Source organism: Streptomyces sp. NPDC002835, from assembly GCF_053591995.1.
Genome location: NZ_JBSFUW010000045.1, coordinates 1 through 25,892, shown reverse-complemented (window position 1 = coordinate 25,892; position 25,892 = coordinate 1). Strand labels below are relative to the sequence as shown.

Genomic DNA, 25,892 nt, shown 5'->3' with positions numbered 1-25,892 from the left:
ATGATGACGAGCCACGGCGCACCGCACTTCTTTGCGCTTCCTGACCGCGAGGACGCGGGCGCCGTGGCCCGTCGCCTCCAGACGGAGGCCCCCGGCCTGCGGGTGCTGCACCACCCCTCGGGCCGCCCCTGGATCATCGGCCACTGGGCGGACGAGGACATCGCCGTCGCCCGGGCCGGCACGGACGCCGTCGCACTGATCGGCATGCTGCCGAAACGGACGGACGAACTCGCCCGCCGGACCGGGAGGCTACAGGGCAGCACCGGACGGCTCCAGGCCCTGTCCGCGGCGATCCCCGGCAGCTTCCACGTGGTCGGCAGCGTCTCCGGCGCCCTCTACGTACAGGGCACGGCCTACGGCATGCGGCGCGTGCACCACACCGTCGTCGACGGCTGCCCCGTCGCCGGCGACCGCGCCGTGGCGCTGGCCGACCTGGCCGGCGCCGAGATCGACCTCACCGCCCTGGCGATGCGGCTGCCCGAACCACTGGCCGTCCAGCTCCCCCCACGCTCCATGTGGCGCCGCGTCACCGACGTGGAGCCCGGTGACTGCCTGCTCGTCCCCGCCGGCCGCGCCGCCCCCCGGCACGTCCGATGGCACACCCCGCCCGCCCCGGTACGCCCGGCGGCCGACGGCGCGGCGGCCGTACGCGAGGCGCTGGCCGCCGCCGTCGCCGTACGGACCCAGCGGGACGGTCTGCTGAGCGCGGACCTGTCCGGCGGACTGGACTCCACCACGCTCTGCTCCTTCGCCGCCGGACAGCTCGGCCCGGGCGAACTGATCGTCGGCGGCATCCCCGGCGACGAGACGATCAGCGACGACGCCCACTACGCCCGCCTCGCCGCCGCGCACTGGCCGCACGTCGAGCACGTGGAGCTGACGCCGGAGCAGACACCGCTGTTCTACCGGGGCATCCTCGACGACGGCTGCCGCACCGACATCCCCGCCGGCGTCGCCATGAGCCGCGACCGCGCCACCGCGGTGATCTCCCTGATGGCGCAGCGCGGCTCCCGGCTGCACATGACCGGCCACGGCGGCGACCATCTCTTCTTCCAGACCGGCGCCTACTGCCACGACCTGATCGCCCGCCGCCCGCTGCTCGCCTGGCAGCGGGTCCGCGGCTACCGCACGCTCTACGGCTGGCGCTGGCGCCCCGTGCTGCGCCAGCTCGCCGACCGGCGCTCCTACCGCCGGGCGGTGGCCGGGATCGACCTGAACGCCCCCGGTGACCTCGGCTTCTGCACCCCGCAGCTCGCCTGGGTCGCCCCGCCGGTGGTCCAGCCCTGGCTCACGCCCGAGTGCCGCGAACTGGTCACCGCCGGGCTGCGCGAGGCCGCGGAGCGGGCCGAACCGTACGCGCCGACACTGGGCCGCCACCGCGAGCTGTCCGCCCTCTACACCGGCACCCAGGAGTGCGCGGCGATCGCCGAGGCCGGGCGCCGGGCCGGCGTCCCCGTCACGATGCCGTACTTCGACGACGCGGTCGTCGACGCCGCCCTGTCCGTACGCCCCGAGGACCGGACCGACCCCTGGCAGTTCAAACCCGTCCTCAAGGAGGCGGTACGCGGCGTCCTCCCCGAGGAGTGCCGGGCCCGCGCCACCAAGTTCGAAGGCACCGTCGACGCGGTCGGCGGCCTCTACCGGCACCGCGACGAGATCCGGTCGCTGTGGGAGGACAGCACCCTCGCCAAGGCCGGACTCATCGACGCCGAGGCCCTGTCCCGGCTGACCGGGACGCCCGGCACGCCCGCCCTCAAGGACGGCGCCGTGGACTCCACCATCATCTGCGAAGCATGGCTGCGCGCGGTCGCCTGACCTGCCCGGCCGGAAGGAAGGAATGCGATGAACCTGCGCAACCGCCCGTATCTCACCGTCACCCGGACCGAATACGGTGCGGTCCTGCTGGACACCAAGACCGGCCAGTACTGGCAGATGAACCCCAGCGCCGCCACCGCCGCCCAGGCCCTGCTGGACGGCGGCGACGCCGAGGACGCCGTCCGCCGCGTCACCGACCACTTCGACGTGGACACGGCGCGCGCGGCCGACGACGTACGGGCCCTGATCGAGGCCATGCGCTCCGCAGGGGTGGTCCAGGAATGAGCATCACCGTCGCCCTGGACCGCGACCGCACCAGACGGCCGCTGCGACTGCGGCTGCTCACCAGGCTGGCCATCTGCACGGCCCGGCTGCTGGCCCTGCTCAAACCCCACCTGCTGACCCGCGTCCTCACCCGGCTCAGCCGGGGCGCCGCGCCCGCGAGCAGTGCGCAGGCCCATTCCGCCCGCAGCTCCGTCCTCGCGGCCAGCCTCAGCCTCAACGGCCTGCGCTCCTGCCTGCCGCGCTCGGTCTCCATCGCCCTGCTCTGCCGCCTCCAGGGCGTCTGGCCGACCTGGTGCGTCGGCGTCCGGGCGGCGCCGCCGTTCGCCGCGCACGCCTGGATCGAGGCGGACGGCGAACTGATCGGCGAACGGGGCCGCCCGGAGAGCTTCGCCCGCCTGATCGCCGTGCCGCCGCACCCCGCCTCCCGCTGACCGGCGAACAGGCCCCCGCTACTGCGCCTCGCGACCGGCCGGCACGGGGGCCGGTCGGGGCGAGCGGCTCAGTGCGGCGGCCACCAGCAGGTACGGCAGCGCCAGCAGGGCGAAGACGCCGCCGTGCGAGACGAACGGGGACAGTGCCGCGTACGCGCCGAAGCCCAGCAGGGAGGCGATGTTGGTGCCCAGGCCGGTCAGCGAGGTGATCGTCGCCCGGCTCCGGCCGGTGATCGCCGACTGGAGCCGTACGTCCGCCAGTACGTCCGCGAGCTGGAACGCACCGAACGCGGCGCCCAGCAGCACGAATCCGGCCGGCACCCCGGACAGCGCGCCCACGGCGAGCGCGGCGGCGGCCGCCGCGACCAGCGCGCCGACCGTGCGGTCCGTGAGCCGTTCGCCCCGGCCCACCAGCAGCGAGCCGAGCGTCACCCCGACCCACACCACCAGCACCAGCAGCGGCACGGTCTCGGTCGCGACGCCCGTGGACGCGGCCAGCAGCGGCACGTACTCGTCCAGTACGCCCCACACCGAGGTGATCACCACCGCGAGCACCATCGCCCGGCGGACCGGCCGACTGCCGCGCACCTCGGTGAGGCCGTCCTTCAACGTCGCGAGGTAGCCAAGGCGTTCGGCGTGCTCGTGGGGGACGGCGGCGCGGTGCTCGGGGAGCGTCGCGCCGACCGCCGCGCACAGCAGGCACGCGGCGATGCTGCCCGCCCACACCAGGGTGTCGCCGCCAAAGGCGAGCGCGGGCGCGGCGGCGGCGGTCGCCGCCGCGGTCGCGGCCATGCCGACGGCCGCCGCCCGGCCCATGACCCGCCCGTACCGGGCGGCCGCGCCGAGCCGTTCCAGCTCGTCGTGGACGAGCGCCTCCATGGAGCCCGAGCGCAGCGAACCGCCGATCGCCCAGAGCGTGAACCCGGCGGCGTAGGCGGCGTACGAGGGGGTCAGCGCCCACAGCGCGAAGCCGCACGCGGTCAGCACCGGGCCGACGACCATCACGGCCCGGCGGGACACCACGTCGGCCCACACACCGGACGGCACCTCGACCAGCAGGCCGACGACGCACCAGATGGCGAACAGGGACGAGATCTCTGCGGTGTTCAGACCGTGCTCGGCGAAGAGCAGGGCGTAGAGGGGGTAGAGGAGGACGAAGTCCTCAAGTCCCGCGTAGGCGTAGAGCCTTCGCTCAAGTCTGCGGACGCGGGGATCGAGCGGGCCGTTGGCCCCGGGCGGGCACGACGAAGCGGTGAGCATGCGTGTGGTCCTTGCGTGGAACGGACGGGGGACGCCGGGTGCTCACCCGCGCGGCGGCCCGCGACAGCCCGTTCCTGGACCTGAGGCGGTGGATCAATGTCGTCGTCGGCTCATGCAGCCGAGTTTACGCCTGGGCGTACTCCTTGAGCTTCTCCGTTTCGAGGGTGATGTCGACGGGGGAGGGGAGGCGGACGGTCTCGCCGTAGGAGTAGGTCTTTGATCGCCTCCAGCCCGCGCCGCAGGTGCCCGGCCCGGATCAGGTGGTTGAGCGTCTTGGAGACGGCCCACTGGCCGTACGGGGTGAACTTCGCCGGCGTCTTCACGGAGATGTCGCTGTTGTCGTCCAGCCGGTCGATGTACGCGGCGACGGCCGCCTCACGCTTGGGCAGGTGTGCGAAGTCGTCAGCCGTGCGGGCGGTTGGCCCGGCACGGTTCGTTTGCCGTAGCCGGGGTTGGCGAGGGGATGAGGGGCAGCACTAAGCTGGCAGTCAGCCATGGATCGAGCTCGATTCGATCTTGTGGTCAGACCCCCGCAGGTGTTCCAGCACCGGGCGGGGGTTGTTCGTTTATCGGAACGCTAGAGCGTGGTGACCGTACGTGGCAAGTCGGTCGCCCCGAGTCAACCTGCGCGTCAAGTCGCCAGGGTGGGCGGGTGGGTTACATGAGACCCGACCGAACCAATCCTTGTTAAGAGCGCTCGAATCCCGGCTCTTGAGCTTCGGGAGGGCTGCTCAGTTGCGCTTGAGCTCGGTGACGAACGCGGACCAGGGGCCGGGCCGGAACGCGAGCTTCGGACCGTCGGGGTCCTTGGAGTCGCGGACGGGGACGACGTCGGGGTGACCGTCGGCGACTTCGAGGCACTGGTTGTCGCTGGCGTCGCTGTATGTGGACTTGCGCCAGGCGGTGGCGACCTCGACGCAGTTGCCGCCGTCGCCGCCGCTGTAGCTGGACTTGTGCCAAATGGCCGTGGTCAGGTCGTACTCAGGGCTGCTCTTCATGTGCGTAATCCTCCGCCACTGACTCGATCAGGGCCAGGGAGTCTTCCGGCGACAGTGCAGTGGCCCTCAGGAGATCGTAGGTGAGTTGGTGGCGGGCGACCGTGGCCGGATCGTCCTCCAACTGGCCTGCTCCGGGGCCCTCTGTGTACGTGAGAGGGGGTGCGTCGGCGAAGGTCATCAGCTTGATGGAGCCGTTCATCGAGGCGTGCGCGCCCGCAGCGAACGGGAGCACCTGCACGATGATCCGGTGGCGCCTCGCCAGGGCCGCCACATGCCGCAGCGCCTCCGCCATCACGGCTGCGTTGCCGACCTCCCGTCGTAGCACCGCCTCGTCAAGCACCGCCCACAACAATGGCTTTGTTGGATCGGCCAGCAGGCGCGCCCGGTCGAGCCTCGCCTCCACCAGCTCGTCGATGACCTCCTCGGGAGCCGTCGGGTGGTATGCGCGGAAGACCTCGCGGGCGTACGCCTCGGTCTGGAGCAGGCCGGGGATCAGCAGCGGCGCGTACTCCTTGATGGTCTCCGCCGTCGCCTCCGCCTCCGCCGCCTCGGCGAAGTGGTCGGGGTAGCGGGACTTCTTGGAGACCTCGCAGTTGCGCGTGAAGAAGTCGTCCGTGCCCAGCGCCTCGTCCAGGCGGGCCGCGTGCTCCGGGAGGATGCGGCGGGTGCCGGCTTCCATCTGGCCGATGTACGAGCCGCTCACGAACAGCGGCCCGCCCAGCTCGTCCTGGGTGAGACCGGCCCTTATGCGGGCGTGGCGGAGCTCCGCGCCGAGCAGGGCGCGTGGTGAGGTCGACGGGTCGAGGTCCTTGGGTCCGGGCATGGTGCAACTCCCTGATCGACAGGTCGCGTTGTTGGGCCGCCGTCTCTTCCCAGGCTAGCCGCGTCCGGACACGCTGGGTGAGGAATCGGAACACTGTGTACTGGAGGTGCGGAGAACATGACGGTGGTGCGATCGGCCGAGCGGCTGCGGACGGCCGAGGAGGTGGTGGACCGGCTCAGGGCCGGGCTCGGGGTGGTGTCGGTGACGTTGCCGTCGTTGCGCGTGGACGTCGTCTCGCTGGCGAGCGAGGCTCCGTACCCGTTGATCGACCTGGGCCGCTGCAATCTGGACACGGCGCTCCGGCTGGCGGCGGTGCTCCAGGAGCTGGAGAAGTGAGCGTGCCTCCCCTCGGCCGGTACGCCGTCGACGTACGGGACGGGCGGGTCGGGATCGTCATGGGGCAGGTCGGTACGTGCGTACAGCTCCGGCCGCCGGGCGGGGGCAGGGAGTGGGACTGCCCGCCCGGGGATGTGCGGTCCGCGACGCCGGGGGAGGTGCTGCGGGCGCGGGTGCGGGAGGTGAACGCGGCGGCCCGGCTGCCCTGAGGCATATGCCTTTGTGTGCACGGCAGTTGATGTTCCTGAAATGATCTGCGGACCACTTCGGGAGGGGACGCGGGCGTGACATTCGGGGGACAGAATCCGTACCGGCGGGACGGGCGGCCGCAGCCGCCGCGTCCGGGAGTGCCGCCGCAGCCGGGGCCGCACCCGGGACCGTACCCGGGTCCGCCTCCCGGTCCGTATCCGGGGCCGCCGCCGTACGTGCCGTACGGGCCGCGCCCGACGCTGTGGCAGCGGTTCCGTGCGGACGAGTGGCCCCCGCTGCGGGAGCTGCTGAACGAGCTGCGGCGGGTGCCGGGTTGCCTCCTGGCGCTCGGCATGTGCTGTGTGTGGCCCGCGCTGGCGGTCCTCGTCGGCTATCCGCTGGCCAGGTCGGCCCGGCGGCAGGCGCGGCGCAAGTTCCCCGCGCACAGCATCCGCCGGTACCACGACCCGGAGGTGTGGCGGGCGCAGAAGACCCGGGCGTGGGCCGCGCTCGCCGCGTCGTTCCTGATCCTGGTCGCCTACGGTACGGAGGCGGACTGGGACGAGGTGCAGGAGCAGTACTTCTTCCGGCTGGCGATCACGCCGTGGCTGCTGCTCCTGACCACCCCGCTCGTGCTGATCGTCCTGTTCCGGCTCGCGCCGCCCGCCGCGCGGCCGGGGATGCGGGCGCGTCTGCGGCCGGCGGTCCGTTCGGTGCTCTGGTACTTCGGGGCGTTCACGGCCGTGCCGCTGCTGTTCGCGGGCGTGATGCTGCTCGCCCAGAGCTACGCGAACAGCCCCGTCAGCCCGCTGATCACGCTCGCGCTGCTGATGCCGGTGCTGTGGGTGGTGTTCTTCGTCGTCTTCGCGTCGACGACGGCCGTGCGTACCGCGTTCAACACGGCCGAAGTCCACGCGGGGCTCCCGGCGCTGCTCACCGGCGTCCTGGTGTGGGAGCTGTCGGCCATCAACCTGGCCACGACTGGGATGCCGCCGGGCCCGCCGCTCGTCCAGATCTGCGCGGTCATCGGCGGCCCGGCGTCGGTGACGGCCATCGCGTGGTGGGAGCTCACCCGCCTGCGGACGCGGTACGGGGTGACGCTGCGCGGCTGAGCCGGCCGGTGCGTCAGCGGGGGCCGTCGTGCACGTTGTGCTGTTGCAGCTCGACCGCGGAGCGTGCGGCGGTCACGAAGTCCCGGTCGCCAGGGCGTGGCGGAGACCCACGGTGCCCGGCGCCCCCTCGTCGCTCCCGCAACCCCGGTGCCGGGCCCTCATGATGCCGCCGCATCCAGGCGGGGCTCACGCCTCGAGCAACGTCTTCAGCCTCTCCTCATTTTTCGGCAACTCCTTCCGCAGCTGCGGACGGAGTACGAGCGGCGCAATCACCTTGCCGATCCCGTGCGTCTCGAAGTCGACGGAGAACGTCATGCGCGACCGCTCCCCGTTGCCGAGCGGCTCGATCGTGCCCGTCACATCCCCTCGGATGGGGCCGTCGACACCGTGGAAGTGCCACCGCCTCGGAGGATCCAGCTCGGTCACCTCCATGGTCATCGGGATCTCTCGACGGCCGACCCGCCGGACCGTTTGGATCTTCGAGCCCACGGCCAGAGGGGCGTCGCCCAACGTCTGGGCCGATACGGCGCTCGCCTGCCACTCGGGCAGATGCGAGGGATCGGTCACGAACGCGAAGACGTCTTCGGGGCGCCGGGCGATATCGATGCTTTCCTTGATCGCAGTCATGTCGTCCCCTTTGGCTAGATTCAAGACCATCGTCCCACCGGTCCCCTTGGCATGCCAGGTAGCCGGCAGGCCGAGCACAGGACCTCCGCGTGCCGCATCGGCGGCGACCCCTCGGCCGTCGTTGCGCTTCGATGAGTGCGAGCAGGTGGCCTGGTAGAGAGCGCGCTACGTGCCCAGGGCCTCATCAGAGCGGTGGCGCACCGGTCGGCTGCCTCTGCTCGGCATCTTCGGGGCGCGAGTGAGGGCGCCGGCCGCGTGTTGATGAGCGCGACAGCTTGTGGAGTCGACGCTGATCATGCTCCATCGATCCGGCCCTCAGCGTCGGCATCGGCCTGGACGGCCCGCAGGAGCCTCTCCCAGGTGCCGTCCGCCGACCAGCGGCGATGCCGTTCGTAGACCGTTTTCCACTTCCCGAAACGGGACGGCAGATCCCGCCACGGAAGCCCGGTCCTCTGCCCGAACCGAGTCCCGTTGACGACCTCGCGGTGGCACTGCCACCGGCCTCCTCGGTCCCTGCGGCGAACGCAGCGCACCGCAGGAACGGCTCCGCTCGGAACCCGTGCCAGAGTTGGTTGGCTGCGGTGGGGCCACAGGATCGGGTGATCACGTTCGTGTCGGTCATGGCCAGACAGGTGTCGGTGGAGACGTTCTTGAGGGTGGTGCCGGAGGACGTCTTGGAGTTGACGCGCCGGCTCTGGAGCGAGGAGCCGTCGCAGGACTTGACGGACACGATGAAGGGGTCAGGGTGAAGGCGCCGATCCGCCTGGGGTCGCCCGGGTTCATCGACTTGGGCCGTGCTACTCGCGGGTGAAGGTGCCGAGTCCGTTTCCGTCGAGGCTCTCGACGCGGACCTCGGACGCCTTGCCGTCCGGGGCGACGGTGAACATCGCGCCCGAGCGGCCGACCGCGTTCTCGCCCACCGTCGTGAAGCTGTAGGTGTTCCCGTCGTAGTGGGTGAGGGGCAGCCGCAGGGGTTTCGGGCCGAGTTCCATGGTCAGCTCGCCGTCCCTGGCGGTGATCCTGAGAGGTCCGTAGTAGTCGTTGCGGTAGGTGCCCGTGTAGGTGTCGGTCGGCCGCGCGCCGGCGGCGTCGGACGGAGGCTTGGCGTAGTCGGTGGGGGAGCGGGCCTCCTGCTCCTGCTGCTCGTAGACCTGGGCGATCCTGGCGAGCCAGTCGGCGGTGGGCTTCCCGTACTGGGCGGTGTCGTAGAAGTTGAAGGCGATCGAGTCGGCGAGGCCCACCGGCTCGCCGTTGGTGAGGACCACGATGCCGAGCTGTTCGGCGGGCAGCATGGTGACGTTGGTGTTGGCGCCGAGACCGAACGCGCCGGAGTGGTTGAGGCGGAGCCGGCCCTGGTCGTCGTAGCCGACGTTCCAGCCGAGGCCGTAGAAACCGGTGCGGTCCGCCGGGGAGGCGGGGGGCTGGGAGACTGACGCGGGGACGTGGGTGCGGTTGAGCGGGTCGGCCGGGATGATCTGGTCGTCGCCCAGCTTGCCGTCGGCGAGCTGCAGGCGCATCCAGGCGGCCATGTCCTCGGCGGTGGAGCTGACACCGCCCGCGGGGGACTGCGCATCGGCGTCCCGCACGTACTTGGCCTTCCAGGTGTCGCCCTCCTTGACGTGCGTAACGGCCTTGTTCTCCGCCTTCTCGTAGTCGTCGAAGCGGGAGCTGGTGGAGTTCATCCCGGCCGGTGTGTAGAGGGTGTCCTGTGCCAGTTTCTCCCAGCTGGTGCCGCTCGCCTCGGCCACGGCCACGCCGGCCGCGGTGACACCGAAGTTGGTGTACGCGTACGAGGCGCGGAACGGAGACAGGGGCAGGTGGCGCAGGTGGGAGAGGATGTAGTCGCGGTCGTAGCCGAGGTCCTCGAGCAGGTCGCCGCCGTGGTCGGGCAGGCCGCTGCGGTGCGAGAAGAGGTCGGCGACGGTGACGTGCTCCGTCACCCACGGGTCCTTCAGCGCGAAGCCGGGGACGTGCTTCGCCACGGGGTCGTCCCAGGCGATCTTCTTGTCGCCCACGGCTCCGGCGACCACGGTCGACGCCAGCGGCTTGGACAGCGACGCCACTTGGAACACCGTGTCCGGCGACACGGCACCTGGCTTGCCGGTCTCCCGCTCGCCGAAGCCCTCCGTGTGCACCACCCGGTCCTTGTGGACGACGGCGACGGCGACACCCGGGACGCCGGTCTTCTTCATGCCGTCGCGGACGATGCCGTCCAGCTTCGCGACCGCGTCGTTCACCTGCTTGTCGGTCAGCTGGGGCGGGGGCGGTGGTGGGGGTTCGGCCGCACCGGCCGCGGTGACACCGGTGGCCACGAGAAGGGAGACCAGACCCGCCACCGTGAATGCTCTGCGTCGGCGGTGTCCCACACGTCGCTGGAGAGCCATGCTTTCATTCAACGCCCGGGCAGCGACTCTGTCGCGGCGGGCCGCCCGTCCACCGCCGGCGCGGCTGCCCGTACGGGCTTCACCCGGCGGGTCCACAGCAGCGCGCCCAGCAGCAGCGCGGTGGCGGCCATCAGCCACGGCAGCGGGCCGATCGGCAGGGAGCCGGCGGCCAGGCCGGCCATCGCGCCGAAGAACTGGAGCGCCAGGGACTTCACCGACAGGGCGGTCGCGCGGTGTGAGCCGTCGACGCGGTGGTGGAGCAGGTCGTTCTGGTTCGGGCCGGAGGCGCCGAGACCGAGGTAGACCAGGCCGTAGCCGACGGCGGCGAGGACCAGAGGCGCGGTGCCGCTGTCCCAGGCGGCCGTCGCGCCGAGCAGCACCAGCCCGGACGCGCTCACGCCGAGCGCGGTCATCGAGGCGCGTTCACTGCTGCCCGTCAGCCGGGCCAACAGGGGCGCGCAGTGGCTGCCGAGCGCGGTGCACAGGAAACCGGCGCAGGCGAGCGAGGCGTAGAGCACGGCGCCGGACTCCGGAGCGCCGGTGAACCGGGCGGCCCGTCCGGGGGTGAGGAGTTCGACGGACGCGAGCGCCGCGCCGGCGGCCGCGGACGTCAGCATGACCCGGCGTACCAGCGACTCGGTGACGCCGAGCCGCAGTCCGCCCAGCATCGTCGCCGGGACGCCCCGCAGCACCCCGCGCAGCGTGGCGGGCGGCCGGGGCGGCTCCGGCAGGGCGGTCAGCACGTACGCCACGAATCCGACGCCGACGGCGGCGCCGAGCAGGCCCGGGACCGACAGGGGCAGTACGAGCCCGCCGGTGGCGTCGGTCAGCCGGGCCCCGGGGTCGGTGCCGAGGCTCAGCAGGAGCGGCAGGGCGCCGCCGACGAGGGTGCCGACGGCGAGCGCGGCGGCGGAGGCGGTGCTGCCGCGGGCGAGTCCGGTGCGCAGTTCGGTGGCGGGGCCGGAGTGGGCCTGGACGGTGTCGACGTACCAGGCCTCCGCGGGGCCGCTGGAGAGCGCGCGGCCCGTGCCCAGCAGGAACATCGCGACGGCCAGGGCCCAGACGGTGGTGCCGAGGGCCATCACGGTCAGCGCGGAGAGGTTGAGCAGGCCCGAGGCGGCGAGGACGGCGCGGCGGCCGATGACGTCGGACAGGCCGCCGGTCGGCAGCTCCATGACGGACACGGTGACCGAGTGGACGGCGAACAGCCCCGCGACGACGGCCAGGCTCATGCCGCGCTCGCCCAGCAGCAGCACCTGGGACGGTATGTAGAGGCCGACGGGCAGCCAGAAGAGGAACATGACGGTGGCGAAGCGGCGCCGGGCGGTACGCGGGTCCAGCGGCCGGTCCGGCGTCCGGTCCAGCGGCCGCTTCACGAGCGGTCCTCCGCCCGGACGGCGAGGCCGGCGGCGAAGAGCACGACCTGCTCGGCACGAGGATCGTCCTCGTCGCGTGCGGCCAGCTCGGTCACGGCACGGGCGAACGTGTCGAACAGCTCCGTGACCGACTCGGGCGTCAGCCGCGCCACCAGGTCGGTCATTCCGGAGGGCTCGCGCCATTCGTCGCCGAGGCGGCCGGCCGCGAGGTCCTCCCGGTGCTGGGCGAGGGACCGCTCCAGATGGTCGAGTTGGGCGCGGCGGACCACGTCGACGAATGCCTGCGCTTCGGCGGAGCCGGCCATCGCGTCGTTGCTCCAGCTGGTGACCTCGTGCACCGCCTTCCAGCGCCGCTCCCGGTCGTCGCGGTGCTCGGCCTCGGCGATGAAGTCGTACTTCGCCAGCACGCGCAGGTGGTAGCTGGTCGACGCCGACGACTCGCCCGTCCTGACGGCCAGTTCACTCGCGGTGGCGGGACCGTCCATGCGGAGCAGCCCCAGCATGCGGATGCGCAGGGGGTGCGTCAGCGCCTTGAGCGCGGCGGCGTCCTTACCGGGGTCGAGGTCGCGGCTGCGGTAGCCGGAGGGCTTGGGGGAGGGGGTCTCGTCGGGCATGAGGGGAGCGTAGAAGGACCGGCGCGGTTTGCCAAAGGATTTTTGCAAAAAGAATTCGGTAGTCCGGTCGTTCCGCTCCCGCCGCGTGCCGCGGTGGCGGCGGACAAGGGACCTGCGACGGAGCCGGGCCGCCCCGCGTCTCAGGAGGACGAGTCCGGGACCGCGGCATCGGGCCGGGAGGCGCCTCGCGGTTCAAGTGGCGGCGGGGCGGGACCCGGGCCTGTCGGGGGCCGAGTCGCCGGTGGGCGCGGCCCGGACGTCCTCCAGCGCGGCGCGGAGGTTGCCGTTGGTGTGGGAGAGGAGGGCGGCGGCCGTCGGGGCGTCCACGGTGCCGAGGATGACCAGGATCGCGTTCTTCACCTCGCCGTCCGTCGCGTCGAGGGCCGACTCGATCTCCTCGTCCGACGCGCCCGTCGCCAGTGCCACGATCCGGCGGGACCTGGCGTGGAGCTTGTCGTTGGAGGCGCGGACGTCGACCATCAGGTTTCCGTAGGTCTTGCCGAGGCGGATCATCGTGATCGTCGAGATCATGTTGAGCACCAGCTTCTGTGCCGTGCCCGCCTTCAACCGGGTGGAGCCGGTGAGGAGTTCGGGTCCGGTGACGACCTCGATCCCGTGGTCCGCGGCGGCGGCGAGCGCGCTGTCCGCGTTGCAGGACAGGCCGATGGTGAGCGCGCCCAGGCCGCGGGCGTGTTCCACCGCGCCGACCGCGTACGGCGTGCGGCCGGACGCGGAGATGCCGACCACCGTGTCGTCCGCGGTCAGCTCCAGGCCGTCCAGGTCCGCGGCGGCCAGCTCCTTGCTGTCCTCCGCGCCCTCCACGGCCCTGAGCATGGCGGTCGGGCCGCCCGCGATCAGGCCGACGATCTCCGACGGGTCGGTGTTGAAGGTGGGCGGGCACTCGCTGGCGTCCAGGACGCCGAGTCGGCCCGCCGTGCCGGCCCCCGCGTAGACCAGCCGGCCGCCGCGGGCCATGCGCTCGGCGGTGGCGTCGATCGCAGCGGCGATGACGGGCAGTTGCGCGGCGACGGCGGCCGGGACGGATGCGTCCTCGCCGTTCATGGTGCGGGCGATCTCGAGCGTCGGCAGCCGGTCGATGTCGGCGAGCTCGGGCCGGAACGCCTCGGTGGTCAAGGCGGCCAGCTGGGCGCGGAGTTCACCGTACGTGGAGGTCATGAAGAGCGGCTCGGCTTTCTCGGTCGGCGTCGGCGTCAGCCTCGGCGGCGGCGTGCGCGTCAGCGGGTCCGCGGGTTGTGGCGGTGGGCGAGGGCCTCGTACGAGGCGGCGAGGGCAGGGGCCGCCGACTCGTACGTACGCTGCGCCACGCCTATGAACAGGCAGTCGACGACGAGGAGTTGGCTCGTCCGCGACGACATCGCCGCCGGCCGCAGCTCGCTCTCGCGGGCGGTCGAGGTGGTCAGGACATGGTCGGCGTACTGCGAGACCGGCCCGTCCGGGCGGCCGGTGATCGCGACGGTCGTCGCGCCGCGGTCGAAGGCGACCCGCAGCGGCTCGATCACGTCCCCCGTGGAGCCCGAGTGCGTGATCGCGATGGCCACGTCGCCGGAGCGGAGCTGCACCGCGTTGGTGATCGCGAGGTGCGGGTCCGCGTGCGCGTGGGCGATCAGGCCGATGCGGAGCAGCTTCTGCGCGAGGTCCATGCCGACGAGCGACGACGCGCCGACGCCGTAGATGTCGATGCGGCGGGCCGTCGCCGCGGCGGTCACGGCCGCGCCGAGCTGGACGGTGTCCAGGCCGGCCGCGGTGTCGGCGAGGGTCTGCTGTTCGTCGTAGGCGAGCTTGGCTACGACGTCCGCGATCGGGTCGTCGACGGCTATGTCGGTGGTGAGGGCGGGGGCCCGCCCGGACTCCTGGTGCGCGGCGAGACCGGCGAGCGCGAGGCGCAGGTCGCGGTAGCCGGGGTAGCCGAGCAGTCGGGCCGTACGGACCACGGTGGCCTCGCTGGTGCCGGTGAGCTCCGCGAGGCCGGTGACCGTGAGGGCCGCGCAGCCGGCCGGGTCGTCGGCGACGGCTTCGGCGACCCGCTGCATGGATCGGGTCATGGACGGCGCGAGGGTGCGCACCTTGGCCGCGAGGGCGGCAGGAGCGGGAGCGTCGCCCATGAAAATTTCCTTCACTGGATTGGTCACCCTTGAAAGGTATTTTCGCGTTTCGGCTGCCGTCAAGACCCGGAGACAATGGGTGCATGGACGACTCGAACCCACTGGAGCAGGCGCTGCACACGGCCCGCGCCCTGGTCCTCGCCGATCTGGCCGCCCGCGACGTCGCGGAGGCGACGGTCGTCTCCATGGTCGAGGACTCGATCACGCATCGGCGCTGGTGGGTCGAGCAGTGGCCGGACGGGGTCGAGTACGTCGCCGGTCTGGTCGCCCAGGACGTCCAGGACGCCCTGCTGGAGCGGCACGGCCGCTGGCCGCTCTGCCCGGTCTGCGACGCTGGAGACCCGCACGCCCTCGAGGTCGAGCCGGAACTCGGCCCCGACCCGCACTGGGTGTGCGCCAAGGCGGGCGTGGTGGTCGCCCCCATAGGCGGGCTGCGGTGACGGTCTACATCGACCCGCCGACCTGGCCCGGCCACGGGCGGATGTGGTCCCACCTGGTCAGCGACGTGTCGTTCGAGGAGCTCCACAGCTTCGCCGTACGCATCGGCTGCCCGCCGCGTGCCTTCGAACGCGACCACTACGACATCCCGTCGCACCGCTACGCGGACGCCGTGGCGGCGGGCGCGGTGGAGATCGGATCCAAGGAACTGGTGCGCCGGCTGACGGCCGCGGGGCTGCGCAGGCCGAAGGGGCGGCCCGCGTAGGTCCGCGTCACGGCTCTTCTCCGTAACGGCTCCCTCCCGCGGCCCCCGTGCTCCGCGCCGCGGTTCGTGTCGAGGCCGCCCGGGTGTTCCGCGGCGGTGGACGCCGGCTGCCGCCGGAGCGGGAGGTTGATTTGGGCCGGATCTCCGACATGTAGCAATTTGGCGGCCGGGATCATGGCCGGAAACTTCGGCGCTCCGGTCGTTTCGTGTTGGTAAAAGATGCGTACTTGACAGTTCTCGGTCATCTGAAATCGCGTGATGGTGGCGGTGCGGCTGCGGAGTTTATCCTTCCGGTTCCTGCTTTCCGCCGTTCAAACCTCACCCTAATTCCGGCCGTACTTCGATGCCGTGTTGCGCGCCCCGCGGGGGGTGATGTTGGCTATGTCCCGGGCCGAGCGAATAATGACCGATGAGAGGACAGGCTGGTTATGGCGGCGATCAAGATTAATCCGGCTCGGTACAGTCAGTTCGGGCCGGCGGAAGGCAGCGTCTTCTGTCTGATCACGAACCGCGAGCTCGAGAACGAGCTCGAGATCGTCAAGGAAGCTCCGTACGCGGAATACCGGACGATCTTCATCGGCAAGGGCGACGACTTCGAGGCGATGCTTGCTGAAGGAACGATTCCGCAGCAGTCGCACTCCTTGGTCATCTCGCCGTACCGGTTCTTTGAGTCACCCTCGGAAGAAGCTCTCGGTCAGAATCGCAAGCTGATGGGGATGGCCTGCAACTCGACGCCCGCCGATCTGGAAATCATTCGGCATTTCATCGGCGTCATCGAAAATACTTCCGCGCAGGAGCAGGGGGAGTTCAGTGACCGCTTCTTCGAGCTCGCCGAGTCCACCGACCGCCTGATCTACGTCGACGAGCGCCACGGCACCCGCGCCGAGCTCGACCACCTCGCGGACGGTCTGATCTGGAACCAGCAGGCCGGCCCGCTCGAGTGGGGCGAGCAGCAGATCGTTCCCTCGGGGGAGATCAGCGTGCTGCCGATGCAGATCGTCGAATTCGACGAGAAGCTGCACCTGCCGCTCGAAGGAAGCATCGCGTTCCGCGGATTCCCCATTCTGCACAGCGGCACGCCGTCGTTCATCCGCAAGGACCAGGCCCGCCTTTCCGGCAAACTCGCCGGCCTGGAACACGAAGCGGTGGTCTGCGACGTCACCAAGGGGACGATCTCCTCGCTGCGCCCCTTCCGAAAGGAAGGCGCCGAGGTCGCCAAGGTCTTCGAGGCAATGTTCGAAATCGACTCGCGCTATACGCTGGTCTGGGAGATCGGACATGCCCTCAACACCAGCCTGGACATTCTTCCGGGCAACCATGCCATGAACGAGGTGTACGGCGGCGAACGCGGCTGCCTCCACTGGGGATTGGGCCTGACTCCCTTCACCCAGTACCACCTCGACATCATCTCGCCCGACACCACCGTGTACACCGAAAGCGGTGACGTGGTCCTGGGCGACAAAGGCGGCGCTCCCAGTGTTCGCATGGCCGCTGTTGCCTGACCGGCCATGAGCGAATCGCGCGAGCGCGAAATCCATTACGGAAAGGAGGTGTCAGCCATGAAGAAGACCATCAAGGTTCGCAAGAACAGCAACTACCTGGGCACGCTGCTGGGCTGAGGCCGGCCGGGCCGGTGGTGAGGCCCGTCCGCCCGCCTGTCGGATCGAGCAACAGTTGGGGGGTGTACGCCGTGAAGAAGACCATCAAGGTCCGCAAGAACAGCAACTACCTGGGCACGCTGCTGGGCTGAGCCGGGTCCCGGGCCGCTGCCGCGGGCCCGCCCGCTCGCCTGACGGATCGAGCAACAGTTGGGGGGTGTTCGCCATGAAGAAGACCATCAAGGTTCGCAAGAACAGCAACTACCTGGGCACGCTGCTGGGCTGAGCCGGGTAGCAGGCAGCCACGCGCGAAAGGCTCGAGAAGCATCGCGCCGGGTGTGCCGTAAGCGAGGCGGGCCGAGGTGATAGCTCGGCCCGCCTCGCTGACACACCGGCACAAACGATCTGGGAGTGTCACAGTGATTATCGTCCGTCCTGAGGCCTGTCGCCAGTACCCGGTGGGCCGGAACCGATTCATGCTCGTCCTGGAACAGCGGTTCTCGGACTCCTTCCGGATCGAGCCACCGAGCCGCTACGCAGCATGGGACACGGTCACGGCCGGGGCGGGCCAGTCCCTGACCGACGTACTGCGTTCCGGCGTCCCCGAGGACAGTGACGTCCTGATCGTGGCCCAGGACGACCGGCTGCTGACCGCCCCCGGCCTCGAGGTGGGCCCGCGCCGTACCGTCGCCGCTCTCCGCGCCGGTACCGGCCCCCTCGCCCTCGACCAACTGGGCAGCCTTCTGGCGTCACTGGAGAAGACCGACCCCGAATCCCTCGGCCGGACCGGCGCCGCGCTCGCGGACGCCGTGGCCGCGGCCGGCGGACTCGTCCTCGAAGAGGCGCTGACCGAGTCCGTGGCCAAGATGACCTTCGCCGCACCGGAGTGGTCCCGGACCGACACCGGCTTCTTCCGGCCCGGCGCCGTGCAGAGCGCGCCCACCGGCCTGCTGAGGCTGGACTTCACGGACCCCGGCACCACCGTCACCGGGCAGATCGCCGTCAAGGGCTGGTCCGTCGTACGCACCCGCACGCCCGGCACGGCCTCCTGCCGGGAACTGTTCGAGAAGCTGTCCGGACTCTCGCACTACCCGCTCGTGCTCACCGTCGAGGACGGCGCGGTGACCGGCATGAAGGCGACGGAGACAGGGTCCGCGACCGCGGCGGCCGCCCTGACGCAGCTCTTCACCACGGACCCGGGCCACCGCGCGGTCACCGGAGTCGAGTTGGGCATCAACCCGGCCGCCCCGCGGCTGCCCTTCAACTCCGAGTCCAACGCCGTCGGTACGGGCAGGGCCGCGGCCTCCGTCCACCTGGTGCTCGGCTCGCTGCCGCTCAACGAGTTCCAGATCGTCCTCGACTGCGCCACCAGCTCCCTCACCGCCCTCGACGGCGCCGCGCCCCTGGCGGGAGCGGGCACCACGGCCGCCGGTTCGGGCCCCCGCCGCCGGATGAACCGCGTCACCGCGGCCAGTTGCGGTTGCCACTGACATGAGCGCCCCGGACACACCGCTGTGGGAACAGCGTTTCCGAGCCCCGCGCCACACGCTCCCCGCCTGGGCCAAAAGCTCCCCGGAGCGCTGCGTGTTCGTCAGCGACCGCTCCGGCAACGCCCAGGTCTACTGCTGGGACCGCACGGCCGGCACGCTGCGGCAGGTCACCGACCGCCCCTCCGGCGCCCGGCACTGCGCCATCGAGGCGTCCGGCGAGGCCGTGTGGTGGTTCGCCGACACCGACGGCGACGAACGCGGCCAGTGGATGCGGCAGCCGTTCGGCGGCGGACCCGACGAGCCCGCCGTACACGATCTGGAACCGTACTGGCCCGCGGGGCTCGCCCTCGGCCTGTGCGGACACAACCTGCTCGGCCACAGCACCGAGCACGGCACCGACGTCTCCCTCGTGCTGCCCGGCGGCGCGTCCCGCCGCCTCTACCGGCACGAAGAGCCCGCGTACGCCGTCGATCTGTCCCGCGACCTCACCCTCGCCGTCATCGCGCACAGCGAGCGCGGCGACCTGTGGGATCCGGGCGTGCGCGTCCTGACCACGGACGGCCGTGCCGTCGCCGACCTCGAGGGCGAGGCCGTCGGCTTCTCCCCGGTCCCCGGGGACAACCGGCTGCTGGTCCTCCAGCCGCGCGAGGACCGCTGGGAGCCCGCCGTCTACGAGCCGCGCACCGGCGAGCGCGTCGGCCTGGACCTCGGACTGCCCGGCGAGACCTCCGTCGAATGGTCGCAGGACGCCACCTCTCTGCTGGTCGTCCACGACCACCAGGCCCGCTCCGAGGCGTTCAGCTACGACCTGGCCGCCCGCGAGCTGACCCGGCTGAAGATCCCCGACGGCACCATCGAGCACGCCCGCACCCGGCCCGGCGGCGACGTGTGGTTCCAGTGGTCGGACTCCGCGCACCCGCCCGTCTTCCTGGCCCTCGACAGCGACCCGCGGTTCCCCGCGGCCGACCGTCCGCCGCGGACCGCTCTCGTCCGCGACATCTGGGTCGACGGCCCCGGCGGACGCGTCCACGCCCTGCTGAGCCTGCCCCGGACCGGTACCGAGCCGCACCCCGCGGTGTTCCTGCTGCACGGCGGGCCCGACGAACACGACCGGGACGCCTTCGACCCCGAGGCCGCGGCCTGGACGGACGAGGGGTTCGCCGTCGTACGCGTCAACTACCGCGGCTCCACCGGCTACGGGCGGGCGTGGACGGAGGCCCTGCGGCGCCGCGTCGGCCACACCGAACTCGAGGACGTCACCGCCGTACGGCAGTGGGCCGTCGACCACCGGATCGTCGACCCCGGCCGGCTCGTACTCGCCGGCTGGTCCTGGGGCGGCTATCTGACCCTGCTCGGTCTCGGCACCCGGCCGGACGACTGGACCGTCGGCCTGGCCGGCGCCCCGGTCGCCGACTGCGCCGCCGCCCACCGGCAGGCCATGGACGACATCAAGGCGCTCGACCGCAGTCTCTTCGGCGGCACCCCGGAGGAAGTCCCCGAGGTCTACCGCGACGCCTCGCCCGCCACCTACGCCGACGCCGTCCGCGCACCGGTCTTCATCTGCGCCGGCGTCAACGACCCGCGCTGCCCCATCGACCAGGCCCGCGCCTACGCGGACCGGCTCGGCGCCCGCGGCCTGCCGGTCGAGTTCCACGCCGTGGACGCGGGCCACAGCCTGACGGCCGTGGAGGAACGCGTCACCGTCTTCCGCCGCCAGGTGGAGTTCGCCCGTACGCACATCGACGCCGCAAGGAGGCTCCCATGACCTGCCGGTGCACCCCGGGGGACACCACCCGCCGTGAGGACATCGTCGTCCACCGCCCGCGGGGGCGCCGCGACCTCCTGCTGCGCTGGCGCACCCCCGCCTGAGCCGCCCGGCTCCTACTCCAGCGCGCCGCCCACCCGGGCCATGTGCATACGGAAGGTGTACGACGGGTCCTCCCGCCGGCGTTCCTGGAACTCCGGCCAGGCGAGCTGCTCGCGCAGACTCACTCCGCGCAGCGCCTGCTCGGCCTGGCGCTGCTCGGCCACCACGATGGTCCGGGCGACATCCGCGACCTCCGAGTGAATCCCGGCGGGGACGACGACCAGGCCGTCCGAGTCGCCCACCGCGATGTCGCCCGCCTCGACCGGGAACGTCCGCTCCGCCTCGCCGCCGGTGTCCGGACGCACGGTGGGCGACGACGGGCACGGCCCCAGGCTGAACACCGGCAGCCTGATGACGGCCAGCTCGTCGGAGTCGCGGTGGCAGCCCCACACCACCAGGCCCGCCACGCCCGCCAGCCGCGCTTCGATCGCGACGAGATCGCCCACGCACGCCTCGTCCGTGCGCCCCTCGTTGTCGATGAACAGCACGTCCCCCTCGCGGGCCTCGTCCAGGCCCTCGAAGATCGAGGCGACCCCCTCGGTGTGGTGGATCCGGCGCAGCGGACCGGCCAGCCTCATCCCCGGCGCCACCGGCCGCAGGGGCAGCGGTGGCAGCGTGAGCCGGTGGCCCAGCCGGATGCCCGCGTCCCACAGCGCCGCCGTCGGCCAGGTCTGCCCGTCGGCCGGATCTACGCCCATGACTGCGATTCCTCTCATCCTGCGACCAGCCGGGTCACTGCCGCGGCCGCCGCGCCCAGGAACACCACGAGCAGCGTGGGCCAGTTCCGCCAGACGCCGAACGCGCCCACGAGCAGACCCACCACGCGGGCGTCGACCGTCAACGCCTCGCCGCTGCCGAAGATCTGAGTGGCGATCAGCGCCGCCAGCAGCGTCGGCGCCATCAGGGCCACCACGCGCTGCATGGCGTCCGGCAGTTCCTGCCCGCCGAGCAGCACCGGCCCGGTGGCCTTCAGCGCCATCGACACGGCGCCCACGAGGAGCACCGCCAGCCATACTCCGCTCATCACTTCTTCCTCAATCCCAGCAGACAGGCGACGGTGGAGGCGATCAACGGCACGCCGGGTGAGGCGAGCGGCGTCAGCGACAGCGCGATCGCGACCCCGAGGATCGCGCAGACGAGCGCGCGCCGGTCACCGATCTGCCCCTTGAGCAGCGCCAGGAAGAGGACGGGCGACACCACGTCCAGTCCGAAGCGCAGCGGGTCCCCGACGTACTGCGCGCCCAGCACGCCGACGGCCGTGCCGCCCACCCAGGCGCAGTAGACGACTACGCCCGCGCCCAGCAGCCGGCCGCGCGAGTAGCGGCCCTCGCCGAGATGCCCCACGGCCCAGGACTCGTCCACCACGAGCTGCGCGGCGAAGAAGCGCTTGACGGCGTTGCCCGTCATCGCCGGGGCGACGCTGATCCCGATCGGGAGATAGCGGGAGTTGAGCAGAACGGCGGCCACGATGGCCGCGGCGATGCCCCCGCCGGTGCCCACCACGGACGCGGCCGCGAACTGGGCCGATCCGGCGAAGGTGGTCAAGGACATGGCGATCGGCGCCATGATCCCCATGTCGGCGGCCCGGGCCACCACGCCGAACGAGACGGCGAAGCCGAAGACCGCGATCGCCAGCGGGATCGCCATGCGCGCTCCGCGCAGCCATTCTTCTCTGAAGCCGACCGGGGGATAATGCCCTTCAGGCGCGTCGGCGGGAGCGGGTAATGCCTCTTGGGAGTCCATCGACCCTCCATGTCGAGACGGTCCAATGCGACAGATAATACGGAGCCATGATGAGATTTACTAGTTACTCCGAGGATCCGGCAACATGGGCCGAGGACCTGGTCAACACGTACAACGTGGTCCGTGAAAAGGAAAAGATGCCGGATTCGGCCGCATTGGCGGAACTCCTCATCACCCACGGAATCCGTATCAAGGACGTGCCCACGCGTAAGGACCTCGACCGGGCCCGCGCCCTGCGGACGGCCCTGCGGGAAATCTTCGCGGCCCCCGACGAGGCGACCGCGGTCGCCCTGCTCAACGGCATCCTCGCCGAGCACCACGCGGTCCCGCACTACACCAATCACGACGGCGAGTGGCACCTGCACGTCACCGGCCCGCACGCCCCGCCCGTCGACCAGTACGCGGTGAACGCCGCCATGGGCCTCCTCGGCGTCATCACCACCACGGGCATGAGCCGGCTGCACATCTGCGACGGCAACCGCTGCGAAGAGGTGTTCGTGGACATCTCCCGCAACCAGTCACGCCGCTACTGCAGTCCGCAGATCTGCGGAAACCGCGCGAGTGCGGCGGCCCACCGCGCCCGCCGACGAGGCGCCCCCGCCGACCGGTGAGGGGCGGACGGGTGGAATCAGACGTGCTCGATGCGCAGGGCGCCCGCCCCGGCGTCCGTCGTCGTGCCCGCCACCACCCGTGACCTGCCGTGCAGCCGCATCGCGATCGCCACGAGGCCGATCGCGACGAGCATCATCGCCGCGCCCGCCCAGGCCGTCGACGCGTAGCCGAGGTCCGCGTCGATGACCACACCGCCGAGCCAGGGGCCGCCGGTGTTGCCCAGGTTGAACGAGGCGGTCGTCGTCGCGCCGGCGAGGGTCGGCGCCGCGCCCGCGACGTTGAACATCCGGGCGTTGAGCGCCGGGGCCGTGAAGAACGACGAGAAGCCGAGCAGGAACGACAGCGCCACCGCGACGGCGGCGTACGAGGAGAACAGCGCGAGCGCCGCCAGCAGCACGGTCGACGCGGCGATGCCGCCGAGCATCACACCGAACAGGTGCGCGTCCGCCACCCGGCCGCCGATCGTCGAACCGGTCAGCGCACCGATCCCGAACAGCGCCAGCACCGTCGGCACCCAGCCGGCGTCCAGCCCGGCCACGTCCGTGAGCAGCGGGCTGAAGTACGTGAAGAGGCAGAACACGCCGCCCGCCGCGAGCGCGGTGATCGCCACCGCCAGCCACACCTGGCCGTCGCGGTAGATCCTCAGCTCCTCGTTGAGGCGCGGCTTGCGCTCCGGGAGCGGGATGCGGGGGATACGGGCCACCACACCGACGAGCGCGACGCCGGACGCGGCGCCGACCGCCCAGAACGCGGAGCGCCACCCCAGGTGCTCGCCGAGGAACGCGCCCGCCGGTACGCCGAGGACGTTCGCGATCGACAGCCCACCGATCATGACCGCCATGGCCCGGGCCCGCTGGTTCACCGGCACCATGGCGATCGCGACGGCGGCGCCGACGGCCCAGAAGCCCGCGCACGCGAGCGCGCTGATCACCCGGGACGCGAAGAGCACCTCGTACGTCGGGGCCAGCGCGCCCGCGACCTGCCCGACGCCGAAGACCGAGATCAGGGTGACGAGGGTGGTCCGGCGCGGCAGGCGCAGCGTCGCCACGGCGAGCAGCGGCGCACCGACCACCATGCCCACCGCGAAGGCCGACGTCAGCAGCCCGGCCTGCGGAATCGAGACGTCCATGTCGCGCGCGATCGGCGGCAGCAGCCCGGACAGCATGAATTCACTGGTGCCGAGGGCGAACACGGACAGGCCGAGTATGTAGACGGCGAGGGGCATACGGGTGCGGGACGAGGCTGCGGGCATGACAGCTGCCAACAAGTGGTTGAAGCCCGAAATTCCCCGCCGGACACCCCCCGGCTCCCTCCCCGGGCCGCTCAGGACGCGGCGAGCAGCTCCAGCTCGACGGTGAGGTTGTGGCGCGCCCGCTGCTCCCACTCGCGCTGCCCGTGCGGCGTACGGAACAGCTTCGGCAGCCCGAGCAGGTGCCGCAGCACCCCCGCGCGGCCGTCGCGGAACGCCTCGTCCGGGACGAAGGCGTACTCGTCGCGGACGGCCGCCGCATAGGCCGCGTACGCCTGCGGGTCGGCGGCCAGCACCGCCAGGTCGGCGTCACACAGCACCTGGCCGTTGCGGTCGGCCGGGTCCGGGTCGTGGGTGACGGTGAGACGGACCAGGCGGGCGACCTCGGCCGTGGCCCGTTCGCCCACGCCGGCCTCGGGGAGCGCGCGCTCGGCGAGACGCGCGGACCGCTCCTCGTTCTCCGAGCGGTCGGGCAGATAGACCGCATCGTGGAACCAGGCGGCGAGGCGTACGAGCGCCGGGTCGTCGGCGTACTGCTCCAGCTCGTCGATGCGGTCGAGGACGGCGACGAGGTGATCGGTGGTGTGGTACCTGCGCTGCGGCTCGGCCCAGCGGGCGAGCAGATTCTCCCCGTACGCGGAGGGATCGGCCCCGCCGGTCCCTGCGGCCTGGCTGTCACGGGCGGTCTCGCGGGCGGCGAGCAGGGTCCGGAGCCAGCGGCTGCGGAGGTCCTCGTGGGCGGGGTGCTGCTGCGGAACGGCGGCCATGGTCCTCATTCTGCCCGCAGCCATCTTCCCGTCTCCTTCGGGCCGGTGGCTGCCGTGGGACGCCGCGGGCATTAGGCTGACCAGTGGACTAGACCTGTCGGAGCCCCTGGAGGAATGGGTCCCATGAGCAGCAACCGTGCACTCCTGGAGGTGATCGCCCTCGACGCCGAGGACGCGGTGGCCGCCCAGTCCGGAGGGGCCGACCGGCTGGAGTTGGTCACCGACATGGCGGCGGACGGGCTGACCCCGCCGGTCGCCGTCTTCGCGGCGATCCGCGCGGCCGTCGACATCCCGCTGCGGGTGATGCTTCGCCTCGCCGACGGCTTCTCGGCCGGCGGCCCGGCCGAGGCGGACGCGCTCGTACGCGCCGCGGAAGAACTGCGGGAGGCCGGCGCGGACGAGTTCGTCCTCGGCTTCCTCGACGACCACGGCCAGCCCGACCTCGTCACGGTCGAGCGGCTGCTGGCGGTACTGGACGGCTGCCGGTGGACGTTCCACCGCGCGATCGACCGGGCGGCGGACCGGGACGCGCTGCGCAAGCAGCTCGCGGACCTGCCCGGGCTCGACACGTATCTGACGGCGGGGTCCGCGGCCGGCGTGGACGACGGCCTGCCGACGCTCCTCACGGAGGCGGCGCGGGCGGGCGAACCGGGCTACGAGCCCCGGCTGCTGGTCGGCGGCGGGCTGCGCCTGGACCATGTGCCGCGCCTGCTGGCCGGCGGCGTGACGGCCTTCCACATCGGCGGAGCGGCCCGCCCGGAGGGCTGGTCGGGACCGGTGTCGGCGGCGTCGGTGCGGGGATGGCGGGACTCGCTGGACGCGTAGCGGGGTGCCGCCGTGCGGCGGCGAGGCCGGTGGAGGGCCTGGCGGCACGCCCCGTCCGGCCCGGCCGGGCGGGAGAGCACCGGGCGCGGACACTGGCTGTGGGAGCGGTCCCGTTGTCGTCCCTTCGGGGGAGCTGAGACCGTCTCGTGCGCGTTCCCGGCCCGTGGGGGCACCTCTTGATGGAACGAGGAGGAGACACGATGCCGCTCTATCTGTCGAGATTCAGCTACACGCCGGAGACCTGGGCCAGGCTGATCGGCCACCCCGAGGACCGCGCGCAGGCCGCCCGGACCTATATCGAGTCCGTCGGCGGGAAGCTCCACGGCTTCTGGTACGCCTTCGGCACGCATGACGGCTACAACCTGTGGGAGGCCCCGGACAACGTGTCCATGTCCGCGGTCGCGCTGGCGATCAGCGGAGGCGGTGCGCTCAGCTCGTTCGAGACGACCGTCCTTCTGTCCGTCGACGAAACCCTGGAAGCCCTGCGCAAAGCCGAGCGGATCCAGTACCGGGCTCCGGGCTCGTAGCCGCACGCGCCCGCTCACCCACGGCGAACCGCGAGCGGGCGGCCCTACGGCCGTGTCGACCTCAGCTCGCCCACCCCCGGCCCGCTCAGGTCGTCCAGTGCCGCGCGTCGGCCCGAGACGGCCAGGAGCAGGGAGAGC

General features: G+C 71.8%; 29 protein-coding genes and 2 pseudogenes. 15 read left to right on the top strand and 16 right to left on the bottom strand.

Translation table 11 applies throughout. The annotated features are described in order from the left end of the window. From ACWD01_RS32440 to ACWD01_RS32430, 3 genes are read left to right on the top strand one after another with little or no spacing between them, the layout of a single operon-like run. Positions 1-1,815, top strand: a complete 1,815-nt coding sequence (locus tag ACWD01_RS32440) for an asparagine synthase-related protein (protein WP_451166876.1) — start codon at positions 1-3, stop codon at positions 1,813-1,815. 27 nt (positions 1,816-1,842) lie between these two features. Next, positions 1,843-2,100, top strand: a complete 258-nt coding sequence (locus ACWD01_RS32435; protein ID WP_451166874.1) for a lasso peptide biosynthesis PqqD family chaperone — start codon at positions 1,843-1,845, stop codon at positions 2,098-2,100. Continuing rightward, entirely contained in the window at positions 2,097-2,531 is a 435-nt protein-coding gene (locus tag ACWD01_RS32430; RefSeq protein ID WP_451166872.1) for a lasso peptide biosynthesis B2 protein, read from the top strand. Before ACWD01_RS32435 ends, ACWD01_RS32430 begins: the two co-directional genes overlap by 4 nt. Before the next feature lie 18 nt (positions 2,532-2,549). On the opposite strand, the gene ACWD01_RS32425 is transcribed toward ACWD01_RS32430, so the two are convergent. The 4 genes and pseudogenes from ACWD01_RS32425 to ACWD01_RS32410 all read right to left on the bottom strand — a co-directional run bounded on the left by ACWD01_RS32425 (position 2,550) and on the right by ACWD01_RS32410 (position 5,612). Next, positions 2,550-3,791: an MFS transporter gene (locus tag ACWD01_RS32425; RefSeq protein ID WP_451166870.1), complete on the bottom strand. Its 1,242-nt coding sequence runs from the start codon at positions 3,789-3,791 to the stop codon at positions 2,550-2,552. Positions 3,792-4,009: 218 nt separating this feature from the next. Beyond that, positions 4,010-4,287: pseudogene (locus ACWD01_RS32420) on the bottom strand (hypothetical protein); the annotation flags it as partial. Positions 4,288-4,522: 235 nt separating this feature from the next. After that, on the bottom strand, positions 4,523-4,789 hold the full coding sequence (locus ACWD01_RS32415) for a DUF397 domain-containing protein (RefSeq protein ID WP_451166868.1): 267 nt from the start codon (positions 4,787-4,789) through the stop codon (positions 4,523-4,525). Continuing rightward, complete coding sequence (locus tag ACWD01_RS32410; RefSeq protein WP_451166866.1) at positions 4,773-5,612, bottom strand: helix-turn-helix domain-containing protein; 840 nt, start codon at positions 5,610-5,612, stop codon at positions 4,773-4,775. Before ACWD01_RS32410 ends, ACWD01_RS32415 begins: the two co-directional genes overlap by 17 nt. A gap of 117 nt (positions 5,613-5,729) precedes the next feature. On the opposite strand from ACWD01_RS32410, the gene ACWD01_RS32405 reads away from it, so the two are divergent. The 3 genes from ACWD01_RS32405 to ACWD01_RS32395 all read left to right on the top strand — a co-directional run bounded on the left by ACWD01_RS32405 (position 5,730) and on the right by ACWD01_RS32395 (position 7,249). Beyond that, complete coding sequence (locus ACWD01_RS32405; RefSeq protein WP_451166865.1) at positions 5,730-5,948, top strand: hypothetical protein; 219 nt, start codon at positions 5,730-5,732, stop codon at positions 5,946-5,948. Between the two features lie 2 nt (positions 5,949-5,950). After that, positions 5,951-6,157, top strand: coding sequence for a hypothetical protein (locus tag ACWD01_RS32400; RefSeq protein WP_451166915.1), 207 nt, complete (start codon positions 5,951-5,953; stop codon positions 6,155-6,157). A 216-nt stretch (positions 6,158-6,373) separates the two neighbouring features. Then, positions 6,374-7,249: a hypothetical protein gene (locus tag ACWD01_RS32395; protein WP_451166863.1), complete on the top strand. Its 876-nt coding sequence runs from the start codon at positions 6,374-6,376 to the stop codon at positions 7,247-7,249. 186 nt (positions 7,250-7,435) lie between these two features. Here the strand turns inward: ACWD01_RS32395 and ACWD01_RS32390 are convergent, their stop codons facing one another. Beyond that, entirely contained in the window at positions 7,436-7,876 is a 441-nt protein-coding gene (locus ACWD01_RS32390) for an SRPBCC family protein (RefSeq protein ID WP_451166861.1), read from the bottom strand. A 171-nt stretch (positions 7,877-8,047) separates the two neighbouring features. Beyond that, positions 8,048-8,385 (bottom strand): annotated as a pseudogene (locus ACWD01_RS32385) (transposase); the annotation flags it as partial. A 90-nt stretch (positions 8,386-8,475) separates the two neighbouring features. On the opposite strand from ACWD01_RS32385, the gene ACWD01_RS32380 reads away from it, so the two are divergent. After that, positions 8,476-8,625 (top strand): hypothetical protein, encoded by a 150-nt coding sequence (locus tag ACWD01_RS32380; protein WP_451166860.1) that lies wholly within the window; start codon positions 8,476-8,478, stop codon positions 8,623-8,625. A 48-nt stretch (positions 8,626-8,673) separates the two neighbouring features. On the opposite strand, the gene ACWD01_RS32375 is transcribed toward ACWD01_RS32380, so the two are convergent. From ACWD01_RS32375 to ACWD01_RS32355, 5 genes are all read right to left on the bottom strand, one after another. Beyond that, a complete protein-coding gene (locus ACWD01_RS32375; protein WP_451166859.1) occupies positions 8,674-10,260 on the bottom strand; it encodes a serine hydrolase in 1,587 nt (528 codons plus the stop codon). 8 nt (positions 10,261-10,268) lie between these two features. Then, on the bottom strand, positions 10,269-11,561 hold the full coding sequence (locus ACWD01_RS32370; protein WP_451166913.1) for an MFS transporter: 1,293 nt from the start codon (positions 11,559-11,561) through the stop codon (positions 10,269-10,271). A 71-nt stretch (positions 11,562-11,632) separates the two neighbouring features. Continuing rightward, the gene (locus tag ACWD01_RS32365; protein ID WP_451166857.1) at positions 11,633-12,250 is read right to left on the bottom strand and encodes a helix-turn-helix domain-containing protein; all 618 of its coding nucleotides are present in this window, start codon (positions 12,248-12,250) and stop codon (positions 11,633-11,635) included. Between the two features lie 192 nt (positions 12,251-12,442). Beyond that, positions 12,443-13,426 carry an N-acetylmuramic acid 6-phosphate etherase gene (murQ, locus tag ACWD01_RS32360; RefSeq protein ID WP_451166855.1) on the bottom strand — a complete coding sequence of 328 codons (984 nt, stop codon included), beginning with the start codon at positions 13,424-13,426 and terminating at the stop codon, positions 12,443-12,445. 59 nt (positions 13,427-13,485) lie between these two features. Further along, positions 13,486-14,400: a MurR/RpiR family transcriptional regulator gene (locus ACWD01_RS32355; RefSeq protein ID WP_356898927.1), complete on the bottom strand. Its 915-nt coding sequence runs from the start codon at positions 14,398-14,400 to the stop codon at positions 13,486-13,488. A 56-nt stretch (positions 14,401-14,456) separates the two neighbouring features. Between ACWD01_RS32355 and ACWD01_RS32350 the strand changes: the two genes are divergently transcribed. The 5 genes from ACWD01_RS32350 to ACWD01_RS32330 all read left to right on the top strand — a co-directional run bounded on the left by ACWD01_RS32350 (position 14,457) and on the right by ACWD01_RS32330 (position 19,929). Continuing rightward, a complete protein-coding gene (locus ACWD01_RS32350) occupies positions 14,457-14,813 on the top strand; it encodes a hypothetical protein (protein ID WP_451166853.1) in 357 nt (118 codons plus the stop codon). Beyond that, complete coding sequence (locus ACWD01_RS32345; protein WP_451166851.1) at positions 14,810-15,076, top strand: DUF4031 domain-containing protein; 267 nt, start codon at positions 14,810-14,812, stop codon at positions 15,074-15,076. The genes ACWD01_RS32350 and ACWD01_RS32345 overlap by 4 nt, the downstream gene beginning before the upstream one ends. 428 nt (positions 15,077-15,504) lie before the next feature. Next, a complete protein-coding gene (locus ACWD01_RS32340) occupies positions 15,505-16,578 on the top strand; it encodes a hypothetical protein (protein WP_451166849.1) in 1,074 nt (357 codons plus the stop codon). A gap of 572 nt (positions 16,579-17,150) precedes the next feature. Then, entirely contained in the window at positions 17,151-18,164 is a 1,014-nt protein-coding gene (locus ACWD01_RS32335) for a hypothetical protein (protein ID WP_451166847.1), read from the top strand. A gap of 1 nt (position 18,165) precedes the next feature. Continuing rightward, the gene (locus ACWD01_RS32330; protein ID WP_451166846.1) at positions 18,166-19,929 is read left to right on the top strand and encodes a prolyl oligopeptidase family serine peptidase; all 1,764 of its coding nucleotides are present in this window, start codon (positions 18,166-18,168) and stop codon (positions 19,927-19,929) included. A gap of 116 nt (positions 19,930-20,045) precedes the next feature. On the opposite strand, the gene ACWD01_RS32325 is transcribed toward ACWD01_RS32330, so the two are convergent. The 3 genes from ACWD01_RS32325 to ACWD01_RS32315 are packed head-to-tail and all read right to left on the bottom strand — an operon-like array spanning position 20,046 to position 21,678. Then, positions 20,046-20,729: an RraA family protein gene (locus ACWD01_RS32325; RefSeq protein WP_451166844.1), complete on the bottom strand. Its 684-nt coding sequence runs from the start codon at positions 20,727-20,729 to the stop codon at positions 20,046-20,048. A 14-nt stretch (positions 20,730-20,743) separates the two neighbouring features. Continuing rightward, entirely contained in the window at positions 20,744-21,055 is a 312-nt protein-coding gene (locus tag ACWD01_RS32320) for an AzlD domain-containing protein (RefSeq protein ID WP_451166842.1), read from the bottom strand. After that, a complete protein-coding gene (locus tag ACWD01_RS32315) occupies positions 21,055-21,678 on the bottom strand; it encodes an AzlC family ABC transporter permease (protein WP_451166841.1) in 624 nt (207 codons plus the stop codon). Before ACWD01_RS32315 ends, ACWD01_RS32320 begins: the two co-directional genes overlap by 1 nt. Before the next feature lie 143 nt (positions 21,679-21,821). On the opposite strand from ACWD01_RS32315, the gene ACWD01_RS32310 reads away from it, so the two are divergent. Beyond that, positions 21,822-22,385 carry a CGNR zinc finger domain-containing protein gene (locus tag ACWD01_RS32310; RefSeq protein WP_451166839.1) on the top strand — a complete coding sequence of 188 codons (564 nt, stop codon included), beginning with the start codon at positions 21,822-21,824 and terminating at the stop codon, positions 22,383-22,385. A gap of 17 nt (positions 22,386-22,402) precedes the next feature. Here the strand turns inward: ACWD01_RS32310 and ACWD01_RS32305 are convergent, their stop codons facing one another. Together ACWD01_RS32305 and ACWD01_RS32300 are read right to left on the bottom strand one after the other, a co-directional pair. Continuing rightward, a complete protein-coding gene (locus tag ACWD01_RS32305; RefSeq protein ID WP_451166911.1) occupies positions 22,403-23,611 on the bottom strand; it encodes a Cmx/CmrA family chloramphenicol efflux MFS transporter in 1,209 nt (402 codons plus the stop codon). A 98-nt stretch (positions 23,612-23,709) separates the two neighbouring features. Next, positions 23,710-24,402: an HD domain-containing protein gene (locus tag ACWD01_RS32300; RefSeq protein ID WP_451166909.1), complete on the bottom strand. Its 693-nt coding sequence runs from the start codon at positions 24,400-24,402 to the stop codon at positions 23,710-23,712. A gap of 123 nt (positions 24,403-24,525) precedes the next feature. Here ACWD01_RS32300 and ACWD01_RS32295 point away from each other — a divergent pair, with 123 nt between their 5' ends. After that, positions 24,526-25,227, top strand: coding sequence for a copper homeostasis protein CutC (locus ACWD01_RS32295; protein WP_451166837.1), 702 nt, complete (start codon positions 24,526-24,528; stop codon positions 25,225-25,227). A gap of 200 nt (positions 25,228-25,427) precedes the next feature. Then, complete coding sequence (locus ACWD01_RS32290; RefSeq protein WP_451166835.1) at positions 25,428-25,754, top strand: GYD domain-containing protein; 327 nt, start codon at positions 25,428-25,430, stop codon at positions 25,752-25,754. Positions 25,755-25,892: the final 138 nt, after the last annotated feature.